15 protein-coding genes are annotated in these 15413 nt (G+C 68.2%); 3 read left to right on the top strand and 12 right to left on the bottom strand.

The window, feature by feature from the left end:
* Positions 1 to 2: 2 nt before the first annotated feature.
* The 7 genes from H7290_RS18675 to H7290_RS18645 form a co-directional block, all read right to left on the bottom strand.
* Entirely contained in the window at positions 3 to 1334 is a 1332-nt protein-coding gene (locus H7290_RS18675) for a DUF2079 domain-containing protein (RefSeq protein ID WP_290515525.1), read from the bottom strand.
* Entirely contained in the window at positions 1331 to 2509 is a 1179-nt protein-coding gene (locus H7290_RS18670) for an ABC transporter ATP-binding protein (RefSeq protein ID WP_290515524.1), read from the bottom strand. The genes H7290_RS18675 and H7290_RS18670 overlap by 4 nt, the downstream gene beginning before the upstream one ends.
* Entirely contained in the window at positions 2506 to 3486 is a 981-nt protein-coding gene (locus H7290_RS18665; protein WP_290515523.1) for an ABC transporter permease subunit, read from the bottom strand. The genes H7290_RS18670 and H7290_RS18665 overlap by 4 nt, the downstream gene beginning before the upstream one ends.
* The gene (locus H7290_RS18660; protein WP_290515522.1) at positions 3483 to 4301 is read right to left on the bottom strand and encodes a carbohydrate ABC transporter permease; all 819 of its coding nucleotides are present in this window, start codon (positions 4299 to 4301) and stop codon (positions 3483 to 3485) included. Before H7290_RS18660 ends, H7290_RS18665 begins: the two co-directional genes overlap by 4 nt.
* A complete protein-coding gene (locus H7290_RS18655; protein ID WP_290515521.1) occupies positions 4298 to 5539 on the bottom strand; it encodes a hypothetical protein in 1242 nt (413 codons plus the stop codon). The genes H7290_RS18660 and H7290_RS18655 overlap by 4 nt, the downstream gene beginning before the upstream one ends.
* Positions 5540 to 5630: 91 nt before the next feature.
* Complete coding sequence (locus tag H7290_RS18650) at positions 5631 to 6956, bottom strand: PhoH family protein (RefSeq protein WP_290515520.1); 1326 nt, start codon at positions 6954 to 6956, stop codon at positions 5631 to 5633.
* Between the two features lie 261 nt (positions 6957 to 7217).
* Complete coding sequence (locus H7290_RS18645; protein ID WP_290515519.1) at positions 7218 to 7979, bottom strand: isoprenyl transferase; 762 nt, start codon at positions 7977 to 7979, stop codon at positions 7218 to 7220.
* Between the two features lie 17 nt (positions 7980 to 7996).
* Between H7290_RS18645 and H7290_RS18640 the strand changes: the two genes are divergently transcribed.
* Complete coding sequence (locus H7290_RS18640) at positions 7997 to 8698, top strand: hemolysin III family protein (RefSeq protein ID WP_290515518.1); 702 nt, start codon at positions 7997 to 7999, stop codon at positions 8696 to 8698.
* Between the two features lie 17 nt (positions 8699 to 8715).
* On the opposite strand, the gene H7290_RS18635 is transcribed toward H7290_RS18640, so the two are convergent.
* From H7290_RS18635 to mca, 4 genes are all read right to left on the bottom strand, one after another.
* On the bottom strand, positions 8716 to 10728 hold the full coding sequence (locus H7290_RS18635) for a thioredoxin domain-containing protein (RefSeq protein ID WP_290515517.1): 2013 nt from the start codon (positions 10726 to 10728) through the stop codon (positions 8716 to 8718).
* Between the two features lie 44 nt (positions 10729 to 10772).
* The gene (locus H7290_RS18630) at positions 10773 to 11003 is read right to left on the bottom strand and encodes a hypothetical protein (protein WP_290515516.1); all 231 of its coding nucleotides are present in this window, start codon (positions 11001 to 11003) and stop codon (positions 10773 to 10775) included.
* Between the two features lie 137 nt (positions 11004 to 11140).
* The gene (locus H7290_RS18625) at positions 11141 to 12061 is read right to left on the bottom strand and encodes a cation diffusion facilitator family transporter (RefSeq protein WP_290515515.1); all 921 of its coding nucleotides are present in this window, start codon (positions 12059 to 12061) and stop codon (positions 11141 to 11143) included.
* Between the two features lie 7 nt (positions 12062 to 12068).
* Positions 12069 to 12983 carry a mycothiol conjugate amidase Mca gene (gene mca, locus H7290_RS18620; RefSeq protein WP_290515514.1) on the bottom strand — a complete coding sequence of 305 codons (915 nt, stop codon included), beginning with the start codon at positions 12981 to 12983 and terminating at the stop codon, positions 12069 to 12071.
* Positions 12984 to 13080: 97 nt separating this feature from the next.
* On the opposite strand from mca, the gene H7290_RS18615 reads away from it, so the two are divergent.
* Both H7290_RS18615 and greA read left to right on the top strand, forming a co-directional pair.
* Positions 13081 to 13458, top strand: a complete 378-nt coding sequence (locus H7290_RS18615) for a DUF4307 domain-containing protein (RefSeq protein WP_290515513.1) — start codon at positions 13081 to 13083, stop codon at positions 13456 to 13458.
* 62 nt (positions 13459 to 13520) lie between these two features.
* On the top strand, positions 13521 to 14024 hold the full coding sequence (greA, locus tag H7290_RS18610) for a transcription elongation factor GreA (protein ID WP_290515512.1): 504 nt from the start codon (positions 13521 to 13523) through the stop codon (positions 14022 to 14024).
* A gap of 20 nt (positions 14025 to 14044) precedes the next feature.
* On the opposite strand, the gene ilvA is transcribed toward greA, so the two are convergent.
* Positions 14045 to 15235 (bottom strand): threonine ammonia-lyase, encoded by a 1191-nt coding sequence (gene ilvA / locus H7290_RS18605; protein WP_290515511.1) that lies wholly within the window; start codon positions 15233 to 15235, stop codon positions 14045 to 14047.
* Positions 15236 to 15413 lie beyond the last annotated feature (178 nt).

Raw genomic sequence — 15413 nt, 5'->3', positions numbered from 1 at the left:
CGTCAGCGGCGGCGGGCGAGGACGTAGCCGTCGTTGTCGTAGAGCAGCTCGTACGTCCCGCCGTGCTGCTTCTCGGCGTAGGCCACGACGTCGGCGGGCGACCCGATGCCCGACCCCACGTCGAACAGCACGTAGCTCGGGCGCGCCGAGCCGACGGAGCCCAACCAGTAGACGGTGTGGTCGGTCACGAGATGTCCCATGAGGCCGATGTCGGACTCCACACCGGCCCCCTCGGGAACCAAGCCGATCACCTCTCGAGCGGCGGCCGCACGCGGTGCTTCGTCATACGTCTCGGCATCCAGAAGTGTCGAGAGTGGTGAGTTGACCAGGGTGAAGGCTGTGACCACGACGGCAACGACCACGGCCCAGCGCAGCCGCGGCCACCGGCTCATCGAGTCGATCATGGCGACGAAGACGATGGGCATGAGCAGCAGGGAGTAGTGCCACTCCGTGCCCCAGTAGTAGGGGTTGTCACCCGCGAACCGCCACGCCAAGGTCGGGAGCGCGAGCAGCACCCAGGGCGAGGCGATCGCGGCCAGGCCGGTGACGCCCACGGTCAGTGCGACAGTCGCGGCCTTGCGCCACGAGCTGTCCAGGAGGGTCGCCAGCACTCCCCGGTCGCCGCCGAGCGTGCCGGTGTAGGCGTAGGAGCCATCCGGACTGAGCGACGGGATGACGACGAGGAGGACGAGGGCCATGACCGCCAAGCCGGCGGCGGCGAGCACCGCGCCACGGCGTCGCTCCCCCGCCAGCCACAGCACGGCGCCGATCAGGGCCACGGTCAGGCCGAGGTCCTCCTTGACGAGCAGGAGTGGGAGCGACCACGCCACCACCACGCCGAAGCGTCGGTCGACATACGCCGCTCCGGCCAGCGCCAGCAGGGGCACCGCGAACGCCACCTCGTGGAACTCTGACTCGACCGCCGACTGGAGTCCGAACGAGAGCCCATACGCGACTCCCGTTGCCGCCCCCGTCAGGGTGCCGAGGTGCCGCATCGCGAGGGCCGCGACCACCGCCACCGAGATGGCGATCAGCACGACCTGCGCCAGCAAGATCGTCTCGGCGGACGGGAACAGCCGGTAGAACGGCGCGATCAGGGCATCGATCGGCGAGAAGTGGTCGCCGAGGATGTTGAACCTCGGACCCTTGATGTCCACCGTCGGCGCCCCGGGGCGTGCGTAGCCCTTGACCGCCTGCTCGAAGATCGCATTGTCGTACGACGAGAGGGTGAAGCGCCGGAACCGCAACAGCGCCAGGGCGGCGTACGCGGCACCGGCCGCCGATGCGAGAGCAACGGCGATCAGCCGTTGGCCGCGGGTGAGCTGATCTGTCACGGAAGCGTGAGGTTCTCGCCCGTCTCGGGGTCGAACACGTGCACCTTGTCGCGCGGGATGACCACCCTGATCGACATCCCGGGGCGCATCGTGCTCGCGGCCGCCAGCTCGGCCACCAGAAAGTTCTGGAACAGGTCGAACTCCAGCAGCTCCTCGACCTCGTCGAGCAGGACCTCGACCTCGGGCGCGATGTCGTAGCCGAGGTAGGCGAACTGGCTGCTGCCGCGCCACTCCACATCGTCGATGCGGGTCGTGAACTCGACGCGATCACGCACCGCCTCACCCCCGGGCCCCGAGGCGTCGTAGCAGTGCTCGGGCCGGATGCCGAGGACGACGACCTGCCGGTCGCCGATGCGCTGCCGGAGCGTGTCGTCGAGGAGCATCGTGGTCAGCGGCGTGACCAGCTGCTGGCCCGCCAGGAATGCCGGGACGAGGTTCATCGGGGGCGAGCCCAGGTAGCCGGCGACGAACATGTTGGCGGGCGCGTCGTAGAGCTCACGTGGTGTGCCGACCTGGTGGATGAATCCCTGGTGCATCACCGCGACCCGATCGGCCAGCGTCAGCGCCTCCTCGACGTGGGAGGTCGTGAAGATCGATGTCCGCTCGTTCTCCTGCTGCCACTGGGTGGTCACCGAGCGCACGTGCGTGCGACTCCGTTCGGGCTGCTGTGAGAAGGGGGCGTCGAACAGGTAGGCGTGGGCATCGCGGACCAGCGATCGTCCGAGCGCAACCCGCTGGCGCTGCGCGTCGTCGAGCTTGGACGGTTTGACGTCGAGCAGGTCCGACAACGCCAGGAAGTCGGCCACCTCGTGGACACGCTCGGACAGCGCCGCCCGGTCGTAGCCACGGCGGAGCGTGGCCGCGAACGCAAGGTTGTCGAAGACGTCGAGCTGCGGGTGCAGTGCGTGGTCCGCGAACACCATGGCGAGGTCACGACCGCGGGCGTCGACCCTGTTGACCACCACATCGTCGATCAGGATGTCGCCGTCGGTCTGCTCGTCAAGACCGACCATGACCCTCAGCAGGAGGCTCTTGCCGGCGCCGGCGGGGCCCGTGATGGCCAGCGTCGACCCGGACGGAACCGCGAGGCTGATGTCGTCGAGGAGCGGGCGACCGCCCGGGCCTGCCGTGGCCGGACCTGACTTGGTGAGGTGGCGAACTTCGATCGAGGTCATCGGGCAGACCTTCCGAGGAGTTGGGTGATGCGGCGAGGGAACACGAGCAGCAGGGCGAGCACGGGCAGGAACCAGAGCAGGCCCGCCGCAGCGACCGCGGAGCTGGAGCTGTCGACCCGGCTCGTCGCGAGCAGCAGGGTTGCCGGCAGGGGCCGCGACGCGTCGCCGGCCGCGAGTGCCGCGCCGAGGACGAAGTCGCTGCACCCGACCACGAACACCAGCAGCGTGACGACGAGGACGCCCGGCCCGATGTGAGGCACGACGAAGCGTCGCACGACCTGGCTCCGACTGGCACCGTCGGCCCGAACCGATTCGTGCAGCGACCAAGGCACGTCACGCATCACGGTGACGCACAACCAGATCGCGAGCGGGAGCGTGATCAGCAGCATCGGAGGCACGAGTGCCAGGCGGGAGTCGGAGACTCCGAAGGACATCAACTGGTCGGCGAGCGGACCGGCGAGAGCGACGAGGGGCAGCAGGAGCGCCGCGACGACGAGGCCGTAGGCAAGACGTCTGCCCCGGACGGGGAGTCGTACGAGGGCGTACGCCGCGGCGATGGCCAGAAGCATGGAGACGACGGTCGCGAGGCCGGCGACCAGCACCGAGGTGGCGGCGGCGTGGCGCAGGATGCCGGAGTGCAGCGCACCGTCGAAGGCGCTCCACGAGACCCCTTCCGGCAGCACTGCCCGAGGAGCCAACCCGGCGGGGGCGACGGCGATGGTGAACGTCCAGAGCAACGGCAGGAGGGTGAAGATGGCGAACACCTCCACCCCGAGGATCGACCAGACCGAGACTGCACGGCCGGTGTCGGCAAACACGATACCGAGCGCTCCGGTGAGCATGAGGACGACCGCCGCGACGACCCAGAGCAGCTGGTCGGGCCCGCTGATCATGAAGACGCCGTAGTTGGCGAGCGCGAAGCCCAGGGCGAACGCGGTGGCCGAGGCGACGATTCGCGAGCGTACGGAAGGAATCACACGACCCTCCTGATCCGCAGGAGCGGCACGAACAGCGCGCCGAGCAGACCGGCGACCACCAGCAGGACGACCGACATGGCTGCCCCGAGGCCGAGCTCGAATGCTGAGAAGTCGGTGGTCCACACCAGCAGCGGTGCGGTGCGGATGGTCGCTCCGGCTTCGTCGACCAGGAGCGGTCCCTCGAGGATCCGGAAGGCGTCAAGCGCCCGATAGATTGCCGCGACGGCGATGGCGGGGCCCATCGCGGGGAGCACGACCCGGTTCAGAAGCTGCCACCCGGTTGCGCCATCGGCGACTGCCGACGCGAGGAGCGACCTGGGCACGCGGGTGAGACCGGCCAGCAAGATCACCGTGACGATGCCGGTACCACGCCACACCTCTCCCACCGTCACCCCGACGAGCGACCCGAACGAACCGGCGTCGAGTCGGAACCATGCCGCCGCGAACCCGGTCGTCACCGCGTCGCGCCAGACGACTGCGGACACGATGGCGAGCAGCCCGAACGGCAAAAGCACCAGCACTCGGGTGACGGGCCAGAGAGCGGTGGCCGCGCGCAGGGCTCCGGCGAAGGCCAGCCCGAGCAGCAGCTGCACCACCGTGGCCACCACGACGATGACCAGGGTCACCGCGATCGCCGCCCACCACGTGCGGCTGGTCAGCACGTCGGTGTAGTTGTCGACGCCGATGAACGCGCGATCGTCCGGGCTCGTCAGCGAGTACGACGACAGCGAGGTCCAGACTGCGCGACCGATCGGCCAGACCGTCACGACGAGCAGCACCGCGATGGCCGGCGCGAGCCAGCGCCACCCCCTCACGGGAGCCGCCCCTCGAGCGCAGCACGCACGGCGGACTGCGACGTCTGTGGCGTCTGGTCGGGCGCCACGTCGGCCGAGGGAGTCCAGGTCTCGTCGATCGCGTCCTGCACCAGGTTCCAGTACGGAGTGACCGGCACCGCCCTTCCAGTCTGCACAGCCTTCTTCGTGACGGCGGCCATGGGGTAGGACGACGTGACGGCCGGGTCGGCGTAGGTCGTCAGCTTGCTCGCACTGTGGCCGACATCGGCCATGATCGACGCCAGCGACGTCGGCGACGTCAGGCAGCTGATCGCCTTGTAGGACTGCGTGGACCGCGGCGCGTACAGCGGGACGGCAAGCCCGACACCCGCCAGGGGCGCGACGCTCGTGAGGCCCACGGTTGGGTACGCCGTCCAGCCCATGTCGGCCGCCACGGCGGCAAGCTGTGGGTCGGTGACGACCGAGCTCGGGGCGAGCAGGAAGCCGCCGTCGGGGGCGGCAAAGTTCTTCAGGGCCTCGGTCGACGGCCCGGGTCCGAGTCGCGACTTGCGGTAGAGCTCGACAACGGATGCTGCCGCCCGCCCGGCATCGGAGTCGAGACCGACCTTGGCCTTTCGGCCGGTGCCGTCGACCAGCGCACTCCCACTGCCGGCCACCAACGCACTGACCCACTGGGCCAGCCCGCTGCCGTCGCGGTCGTCGATCTGCACGGTGACACCGAGCCGTTCGGCACCGGCGATCAAGCCTTCCCAGCTGATCGGCTTGGTCGTGTCGAGCCCGGCCCGCTCGGCCACGTTGCCGCGATACCAGAGCAGCTGCGGGTCGAACCACCACGGCGCGACCGCGAGCTGACCGTCGTACGTCGCCGCCGCCAGCGCGGCGGGGAAGACATCCTTGCCGAACACCGGCACGAGGTTCTCGGGCACCGGGGCGAGGAACCGTGCGGCGGAGAACTCGGCGGTGAACGCAGAATCGAGGCTCAGGATGTCGATCGAGGTGTCCTTGGCTGCCAGCCGGCGCACCAGCGTCGTGTGACGGTCGTGGACGTCGACCGGCAGCCGCCTGATGCGGATGCTGTAGTCACCGTTGCTCGCCTCGGTGCAGGCCCTGGCCAGCGCCGCCGCATCGGCCCGGTCGGGTCCGACGTACCAGTCGAGGACTGATGCGGATCGGGCGCCGGCCGATCCGCAGGCTGTCAAGACACACCATGAGAGCGCCACCGCCGCCGCTCCAGCGAAGCCCCTCCCACGTGCACTCACGGGAGCAACTTTGCCACAGAGAGGGGCCCTTCTCGGCGGCTCTGGAGAACTTGCCGGGAAAGGCCCCATCTGTCACAGGAGTTGACTCACATCACAGGGTGACGTCCTCGAGCATCTCGGTCACCAGCGCGGCAACCGCCGACCGCTCCGAGCGGGTGAGCGTGACGTGAGCGAACAGCGGGTGACCCTTGAGCTTCTCGACCACCGCGACCACTCCGTCGTGTCGTCCGACCCGCAGGTTGTCGCGCTGGGCGACGTCGTGGGTCAGAACCACCTTGGAGTTGGAACCGATGCGCGAGAGCACCGTCAGCAGGACGTTGCGCTCGAGCGACTGGGCCTCGTCGACGATGACGAAGGAGTCGTGCAGCGAGCGTCCACGGATGTGCGTCAGCGGCAGGACCTCGAGCATGCCGCGGTCGAGGATCTCCTCGATGACCGCCGGTGACGCCACGGCGCCCAGGGTGTCGAAGACCGCCTGCCCCCACGGACCCATCTTCTCGGACTCGCTGCCCGGGAGGTAGCCCAGCTCCTGGCCTCCCACGGCGTAGAGCGGGCGGAAGATCACGACCTTCTTGTGCTGGCCGCGCTCCATCGTCGCCTCGAGGCCGGCACAGAGAGCGAGCGCGGACTTGCCGGTGCCCGCCCGGCCACCGAGCGAGACGATGCCGATCTCGGGATCGAGCAGGAGGTCGAGAGCGACCCTCTGCTCGGCGGACCGGCCGTGGATGCCGAACGCCTCACGGTCGCCCCGCACGAGCTGCACCTGCTTGTCGGGGGTGACCCGGCCAAGCCCGCTGCCCTTGTCAGAGATCAGCACCATGCCGGTGTGGCACGGCAGGTCGCGCGCCTCCGGGAGGTCGAAGGAGCCCGTCTCGTACAGCGCGTCGAGGTCGAAGCTCTCGACCTCGAGCTCGGTCATCCCGGTCCAGCCGGACTCCTGCGCCAGCTCGGCGCGGTACTCCTCGGCGACGAGGCCGACCGCCGAAGCCTTGACGCGCATCGGAAGATCTTTCGACACGATCGTGACGTCGAGGCCTTCATCGGCGAGGTTGCGAGCCACCGACAGGATGCGGGTGTCGTTGTCGCCGAGCCTGAACCCGGACGGGAGCGACGAGGAGTCGGTGTGGTTGAGCTCAACACGGACGGACCCGCCCTCCGCGCCGATCGGCAGGGGAACGTCGAGCATGCCGTGCTGCACACGCAGGTCGTCGAGGAAGCGAAGCGCGCTCCGGGCGAAGTAGCCGAGCTCGGGGTCGTGCCGCTTTCCCTCCAGCTCGGAGATCACGACGACAGGTATGACCACCTCATGCTCGTGGAATCGATTGATCGCCTGCGGATCTGCCAGCAGGACACTCGTGTCCAGGACGTAGGTACGGCGATTGGTGCTCGTCTTCGGTGTGCGCGGTGTAGCAACCACAGCTGTCTCCTCAACGAGCCTGCGCGCGCCCTGCGCCGGCCCTACTCGTGGGAAGGGAATCGGGGCTCAGGGGCGAGCGTCATCACCCCTTGAAAGTACGACCGCGCTTCATCGAATTCGGGACGACACGCCCGGCCAATAATCACCACCAGATGAACAACGGGGTGGTGGGCATCTGCTTCAAGGGCGGACCGTGGGTGCGGAAAACCGGAGGACGGCAAGCCCGCACCCCACTCCGCAGTGCGTGGGAGCTTGTCGCTGCTACTGCCCGAAGCGGCGTTCGCGTGCGGCGTACGAGCGCATCGCCCGCAAGAAATCGACGCGGCGGAACGCCGGCCACAGCGCGTCGCTGAAGTAGAACTCCGAGTGGACACTCTGCCAGAGCAGGAAGCCCGACAGCCGCTGCTCGCCGGAGGTACGGATCAGCAAATCCGGATCGGGCTGACCCTTCGTGTAGAGGTGCTCGGCGATGTCATCGACCTCGAGCGTCGCGGCGACGTCGCCGAGCGAACGCCCCTTGGTCGCCTCGTCAAGCAGCAACGAACGCATGGCATCGGTGAGCTCCTGACGACCGCCGTAACCAACACAGATGTTGACCCGCATGCCACCAACCCCCGACGTCGAGTCGGCCAGGTGCTTCATCCGCGCCGCCGACTCAGCTGGCAGCATGTCGAGGTTGCCGATCACCGAGATGGGCCACCGACCCTCCTCCGCGAGCCGCTCCATGAGCGCCTCGACGGCCGCCAGGATGCTGTCGAGCTCGGCCGGGTCGCGCTGCAGGTTGTCGGTCGAGAGCAGCCACAGCGTGACGATCTCCACGCCGAGCGAGTCGCACCAGTCGGCGAACTCCGAGATCTTGTCGGCCCCGGCCTGATAGCCGTCCTCGAACCGCGCACCGGCGCCCTTGGCCCAGCGACGATTGCCATCCACGATCGCCCCGACGTGGTGAGGCAGACGATCGGGGCGGAGGCGTCTGGCGAGCCGCCGCTCATACACGCCGTACGCGAGGTCACTGACTCCCATGCGGCTAATGTAATCGTATGGATGATCGAGACACCGACGGCCTCGTGCAGGAGGCCGGAGAGCGCCTGCGCGACACCGTTGACGAGATCAAGCCGAAGCTGCGGGGGTGGCTGCACGCTGCCACGGCGCCGCTCGCTTTCTTCTCTTTCGTCGTGATGCTCGTCCTCGCCGACGACACCCCTGTGCGCATCGGTGCGGCGGTCTTCATGGTGAGCTCACTGCTGCTGTTCGGCACCAGCGCGCTCTACCACACGGGTCGGTGGTCGGAACCGGCGAAGAAGGTCTGGAAGCGCATCGACCATGCCAACATCTTCGTGCTGATCGCCGGCTCGTACACCCCGTTCTCGATTCTCCTGCTCAGCAAGAGACACGCCATCATCATGCTGTCGGTGGTGTGGGGCGGCGCGGTCCTGGGTGTCCTGTTCAAGGTGTTCTGGATCGGGGCGCCGCGCTGGCTCTACGTCCCGCTCTACCTCATGCTCGGCTGGGCCGCCGTCATCTACTTCCCCGAATTTGTCGACAACTCCTCCACCCCGGTGCTGGTGCTGCTGGTCACCGGCGGCGGTCTCTACTCGATCGGTGCTCTGGTCTACGGCTTCAAGTGGCCCGACCCGTCACCGAAGTACTTCGGGTTCCACGAGGTGTTCCACGCCTTCACGATCGCGGCGTTCATCGTGCACTACATCGGCGTCAGCATGCTGGCCTACCAGCAGCGCTGACCCGTCGCGACTGGCGCTCACGCCGGTCCTGAACCACTGACCGACGCTGTCAGCTCCCCCACCGTGGTGACGGGACGCCGGCACACGAAGCTTTCGCAGACGTAGGCCGTGACCCGTCCGTCGACGAGCTCACGCTGCTCGAACAGCGCAATCTCAAGGCCCACTTCACCGGCCACCACGACCGCCCCCGGCGAGGTGAGCGCCAAGGCGGCCCGGTGAAGGTCGGAGCGCTCGTCGGCCGGGCCCACCACCGCGACCTCCAGAGGTCCTGCCAGCACCGCCTCAGCCGCGGCGAGCGTCCATCCGGCGAACCGTGGCACCTGCGTGGCGACCGACGACCCCGACGCGATGCCGGACTCGGCAGCCGCACGGTAGCGGTGCTCGCCGGTCACTGCCGCGAAGGCGATCAATGCGGCCACAGCCGCCGACGTGCCCGACGGGTAGGCGTTGTCGGAGGCATCCTTCGGGCGGACGATGAGCGTCTCGGCGTCGTCGTCGGTGTCGAAGAATCCGCCGGCCGGGTCTGTGTAGTGGTCGACGACTCGGTCGAGCAGCCCGCGGGCCCGGTCGAGCCACCTCGCGTCGCCGGTCAGCCCGAGCACCGCGAGAAACGCCTCTGCCACGGCTCCGTGGTCCTCGAGCACGGCACTGTTCTGCCCGGCGACGCCGTCGCGCGACGTGCGGACCATTCCGCCTGCGACATCGGATCCGGTGAGGTGCACGTCGACGAGCAGCCGAGCCGCCTCCACGGCCGCCGAGCAGAAGTCAGGCTCATCGAGCAGCACCCCCGCCTCCACCAGCGCGGTGATCGCGAGGCCGTTCCACGTCGCGACGACCTTGTCGTCGCGAGCAGGGCGTGTGCGTTGGGCCCGCGCCGTCAACAGCCGCGAGCGCACCGACTCCCACCGTTGCTCGTCTTCGGGGTCGACGAGCAGCTGCAGCGTCGAGAAGCCTCGTTCGAACGTGCCCGGGCCCGTCACCCCGAGGAGCTGCGCCGCCCAGGCTCCGTCGGCGCTGCCGAGCACGCGCATGAGCTGGTTGGGGTTGAAGACGTAGAACGTGCCCTCGTGGCCCTCACTGTCCGCGTCGAGCGCCGACGCGAACCCACCCTCGGGCGTGCGCAGCTCATCGAGAAGGAATCGTCCTGTCTCACGCGCCACCCGCTCGGCCAGTGGCGACCCGGTCTGGCGCCACCAGTGGACGTAGACACGCAGCAGCAGTGCGTTGTCGTAGAGCATCTTCTCGAAGTGCGGCACCCGCCAGAACCTGTCGACGCTGTAGCGCGCGAAGCCTCCGCCGAGCTGGTCGTACATGCCGCCGCGGGCCATGGCCTCGCACGTCGCCGTCACCATGTCGATCGCCTGCTCCGACCCCGTGCGTGCGGCGTGCCGAAGCAGAAACTCCAGGACCATCGACGGTGGAAACTTGGGGCTCGCGCCGAATCCCCCGGCCTCGGAGTCGTACTGCTTGGCGAGGATGTCGACCGCGAGGCCGAGCTCGTCGGCGCCCAAGGCACCACCGAGGGGTTCGATCGTCTCGGACAGGTGCGAGAGCACGTCGTCGGCGACCGTCATGATCTCCTCGCGTCGGTCGGACCAGGCCTCCGCGAGGGCCTGCAGCACCTGGGTGAACGCCGGGCTGCCCTGCCGCGGCTCGGGCGGGAAGTAGGTGCCGGCGAAGAACGGCTCACCCGCCGGGGTCAGGACGCACGTCATGGGCCAGCCACCGTGGCCCGTCATGGCCATCGTGGCCCGCATGTAGACCGCGTCGAGGTCGGGACGCTCCTCGCGGTCGACCTTGATGTTGACGAAGTGCTCGTTCATGAAGGTGGCCGTCGCCTCGTCCTCGAACGACTCATGGGCCATGACATGGCACCAGTGGCAGGCTGCGTACCCGATGCTCAGCAGGATTGGTCGGTCGAGGGCTCGCGCCTCGGCGAGGGCGTCCTCGCTCCACTCCCACCAGTCGACGGGGTTGTCAGCGTGCTGCTGCAGGTAGGGGCTGGTGGCCCGGGCAAGGCGGTTCGACATGCCATCAGCCTAGGCACCACGGCGGAACCTGCCGGAGGGCTGGGTCAGCCCTTGGTGCGACGTTGCGCAGCGGCGGACTTGTCGGCGGGCGTGTCCTCGCCGTCCCACGGCCGCATGGCCTTCTTCGAGTGGCGCAGGAACGAGACGCACAGGAACGCGGTGGCGATGATCAGCAGCACCACGATGCCGAGGGCGACCCAACCGGGCTTGACGTCGTTGGGATCGAGCGGTGTCGTGCGCATCGCGACAGTGGCGGCCAGGGCGAACGAGTTCATTCTTCTATTCTAGTCGTTCCCGCGGAGAACGAGGCCGAGCGCCCCCGTCTCCGATATTGGTGCGATTTGAGCTGAAAATCGCTGCACAATTCGAACAGCACGTATCTCGCACGCCACATCGTGGGCATGGGGGTGGGTCAGGTGAGGTGGGAGTCGGGGGGCTGACCGGGGCGCGACACCGTCAGCACCGCCTCGACGATGACATCCTCGGACTCCAGCTCGTCCTCCAGTGCCCGCAAGCGATCGGCGACGGTCGACTCGACGTCGTCTCCGATGAGGTCGACGCTGGCAACCAGGTAGACACGATGGGGGCCGACGAACTCCATGTGGAGGTAGCCGACGCTTGAGACCCCCGGCATCGCGGAGAGTCGTCCGCGAGCGGCGGCGAGGATGCCGGCGGGGGCCTGCATCCCCACCAGGAACCGCCGGTTGCGGTCGACCAAGACCGCCGCCACGACTGCGAGCAGCACTCCCACCAGGATCGAGCCGACAGCGTCGGGCACTGACGAACCCGTGATCTCGTGCAGCAGCACGCCCGTGCCGGCGATGGCCAGCCCGATCAGTGCCGCCGCGTCCTCGGCGAACACCGCCCGAAGCGTGGGGTCGGACGTGTGCAAGGCGTGCTCGAGGAGGTCGCGATCGACCGCCTCGGCTTCGCGGCCGACCTGGCGGAAGGCCTGCAAGAACGAGACACCCTCCAGCACGAAGGCCAGCGCCAGCACGGCGTAGGCCACCCCGAAGTTGGATGCCTCGCCCGGGTGCACGAGCTGCTGGATGCCGTGCGTGATCGATACCGCCGCACCGGCGACGAACAGGCCGAGGGCGGCGAACATCGACCACACGTAGGCCTCGCGTCCGTAGCCGAGCGGGTGCGACTGGTCGGGGGCACGCTTGGATCGCCTGTCGGCGACGAGGAGGAACACCTCGTTGCCGGTGTCGGCCCACGAGTGTGCAGCCTCGGCCACCATCGACGCCGATCCTGTCAGCAGCGCGGCCGCCGTCTTGGCCAGCGCGACGAGCGCGTTGGCGGTGAAGGCGATGATGACGGTGACGTTCACCGTTGGATCAGCGCCCCACGACGCTGGGCTCGTCGCTGTGCGGGCTGGTGTCGCGCAGTCCCGCGAAGAGGTCATCCTCGGGAATGCTCGTCTCGACCGTGGACTCGACGAGCTGGTAGTCCTCGGTGGGCCAGGCTTCAGCCTGGACCTGGTGCGGGATGGAGAACCAGAAGCCGTTGGGGTCGATCTGCGTGGCGTGGGCGAGCAGTGCGGCATCGCGCACGGGGAAGTACTCGGCGCACTCGACACGGGTGGTGAGGCGTGCCTCGTCCTCAGGCTTGCGCTCCCATTTCTCCAACCGCTCCGCGAACGGATTGTCGAGACCATGCTTGGTCATCTCGTCGTCGATGGCCTTCATGCGCACATAGGTCCAGCTCAGCTGGTAGTACAGCTTCGAGACCTGCCAAGGCTCGCCTGCCTCGGGATAACGTTCCGGGTCGGCCGCCGCCTCGAAGGCGTGCAGGCTGATCTCGTGGCACTTGATGTGGTCGGGGTGCGGATATCCGCCGTTCTCGTCGTACGTCGTCAGGACCTGTGGCTTGAACGACCGGATCAGGCGGACGAGCGGCTCGGCGGCCTCCTCGGTCGGCACCAGCGCGAAGCAGCCGTCCGGGAGCGGGGGCTTGGGGTCGCCCTCGGGCCAGCCGGAGTCGACGAAGCCGAGCCAGTCCTGCGTGATGCCGAGGATCTCGCGGGCACGATCCATCTCCTCGCGCCGGATCTCGGAGATGAGCCCGGGGTTGTCGGTGATGCCGGGGTGCTCGAAGCCGGGGTTGAGGATGCTGCCCCGCTCGCCGCCGGTGCAGGTGACCACATGGACGTCGACGCCCTCGGCGACGTACTTCGCCGTCGACGCCGCGCCCTTGCTCGACTCGTCGTCGGGGTGAGCGTGCACATGCATCAGGCGAAGTTGTTCGGCCACGGTTCTCCTTCGAAGGTGTGAGGAAAATCCTCGCACTGCGGCAACAGCGGTCGCTGTCGGGGTGTTCCCTTTTCTGCACCCCTGAGAGAATGGGAGGGTGACCGACCTCAGCACGCGCTACGGAACCCGTCGCCGACCCACGTGGTTCTGGCCGGCGATCGCGTCGGTCGGCATCGTCGTGGGCATCGCCTTCGCTGCCTGGGTCGGCTTCCAGGACAAGCCCGTGACCAGCCGACTGTGGGCTTACGACATCGTCGATGACCACCGGGTGACCATCAAGCTCGATGTCATCCGTCCCGATCCGCTCGCCGTCCAGTGCACCGTCTACGCCCAGGCCGAGAACCATGCGATCGTCGGCGAGAAGACCGTCGACGTGCCGGCGTCGGCGTCCGAGAAGATGCGCATCACGATCGACGTCCAGACCGAGCGCAGGGCCGTCACCGGTGTCCTGAGAACGTGTGCCCCCCGTGATTGAGTGCTAATGTGAAAGATCGCCCCGGGCAGTTGCCCGGGGTGAAGCACGTCAGGAGCGCTCACATGACTCAGCCGATAGATACCGACACCATCTGGGTGACCCAGGAGGCGTACGACCGCCTGCAGGAGGAGCTCGACCACCTGCGCGACGACGTGCGTCCTGACATCACCGCCAAGATCGCCGCCGCGCGCGACGAGGGCGACCTCAAGGAGAACGGCGGCTATCACGCCGCCCGCGAGGAGCAGGGCAAGACCGAAGCCCGCATCCGCCAGCTCGAGGACATGGTTCGCCGTGCCGAGGTCGGTGAGAAGGCCTCCGACGACGGTATCGTCGAGACCGGCATGATCGTCACGATCCAGTTCACCGGCGAGAAGGACACCGAGACGTTCCTGCTCGGCTCCCGCGAGCTGCTCAGCATGGACTCGAGCGTTGAGATCGACGTCTACTCACCCACCTCACCTCTCGGCGAGGCCATCATCGGCAAGAAGAACGGCGACACGGCGTCGTACGAAGCACCCAACGGCGCCACGATCTCGCTCAAGGTCATCAGCTCCAAGCCATTCTGACGGCTCAGCGCCTCAGCGGCTCAGACCAGGTGGTAGCCGAGCTCGACGAGACGGTTCCTGACCTCGGCCTTGTGCTGGTTGCCACGGGTGGCGACCTGCATGTCGACGTCGACCTGGCGCACGCCAAGGGAGTCCGACGCCCGGTCGTGGTTGACGTTGAGAACGTTGACCTGCATCTCGGCGAGGTCGGTCAGCAGCCCCATGAGTGCGCCTGGCCGGTCGGAGATGCGGCAGCGGAACATCAGGAACCGGCCCGCCGCGGCGAGTCCCTGCCGGATGACGTCGAGCAGCACGAGGGCGTCGATGTTGCCGCCCGAGAGCACTGCGACGACCGGTCCTTCGAACGCATGGGGCCGCTCGAGGATCGCGGCGACCCCGGCGGCGCCAGCCGGCTCGACCAGCAGCTTGGCTCGTTCGAGCAGGGAGATGAGAGCTCGGCTCATCGAGCCCTCACTGACGGTGATGACCTCGTCGAGGAGTGACGCAAGGATCTCGAAGGGGATGTCGCCCGGCTGCGCCACAGCGATGCCGTCGGCCATCGTCGGCCCCATGACGCTTGAGACCGGGTGGCCCTGGGCGAGCGACGAGGGGTAGGCCGCGGCGTCCTCGGCCTGGACTCCGATGATGCGCAGGTCGGGACGCTCCGTGCGCAGGAGCGCGATCCCGGCCGTGAGCCCTCCACCGCCGAGCGGCACCAGGATGGTCTTGACGTCGGGGCACTGCTCGAGAATCTCCAGGCCCGCGGTGCCCTGTCCGGCGATGATGTCCTCGTGGTCGAAGGGGTGGATCAGCACGGCACCCGTGCGCTCGGCGAACTCTCGGGCGGGCACCAGAGCCTCGGTGACGCCGGTGCCGTGGAACTGGATGTCAGCGCCGTAGCCCTGAGTCGCCGCAACCTTGGGAAGTGCCGCCCCGACCGGCATGAAGATCGTGGCCTTGATGCCGAGCAGCGACGCCGCCAGCGCGACCCCTTGCGCATGGTTACCGGCGCTAGCCGCCACCACGCCCCGGGCCCGCTCCTCCTCAGACAGCCGGAAGATGCGGACGTACGCTCCACGGATCTTGAACGAACCGGTGCGCTGAAGGTTCTCGGCCTTGAGATACACCTGCGTCGAGGTCATCGAGCTGAGCCATCGCGAGTGCGCCATCGGCGTCACCTCGGTGACCTCCTCGAGCAGCACGCGGGCGGCCCTCACGTCATTCAGATCCACATGGCCAGCGTAGTGCGTCAGGGCTACCCGCCTGTCTGGTTGCGTTCCGCGCCTCCTCTGTCTGGTTGCGTTCCGCGCCTCCTCTGTCTGGTTGCGTTCCGCGCCTCCTCTGTCTGGTTGCGTTCCGCGCCTCCTCTGTCTGGTTGCGTCCCGCAACGTGTCATATGCTTGCATCATG

It is taken from the genome of Aeromicrobium sp., from assembly GCF_014378035.1.
Lineage (GTDB): Bacteria > Actinomycetota > Actinomycetes > Propionibacteriales > Nocardioidaceae > Aeromicrobium.
The sequence above is the reverse complement of the archived record's forward strand: the minus strand, read 5'-3'. Positions and strand labels throughout refer to the sequence as shown.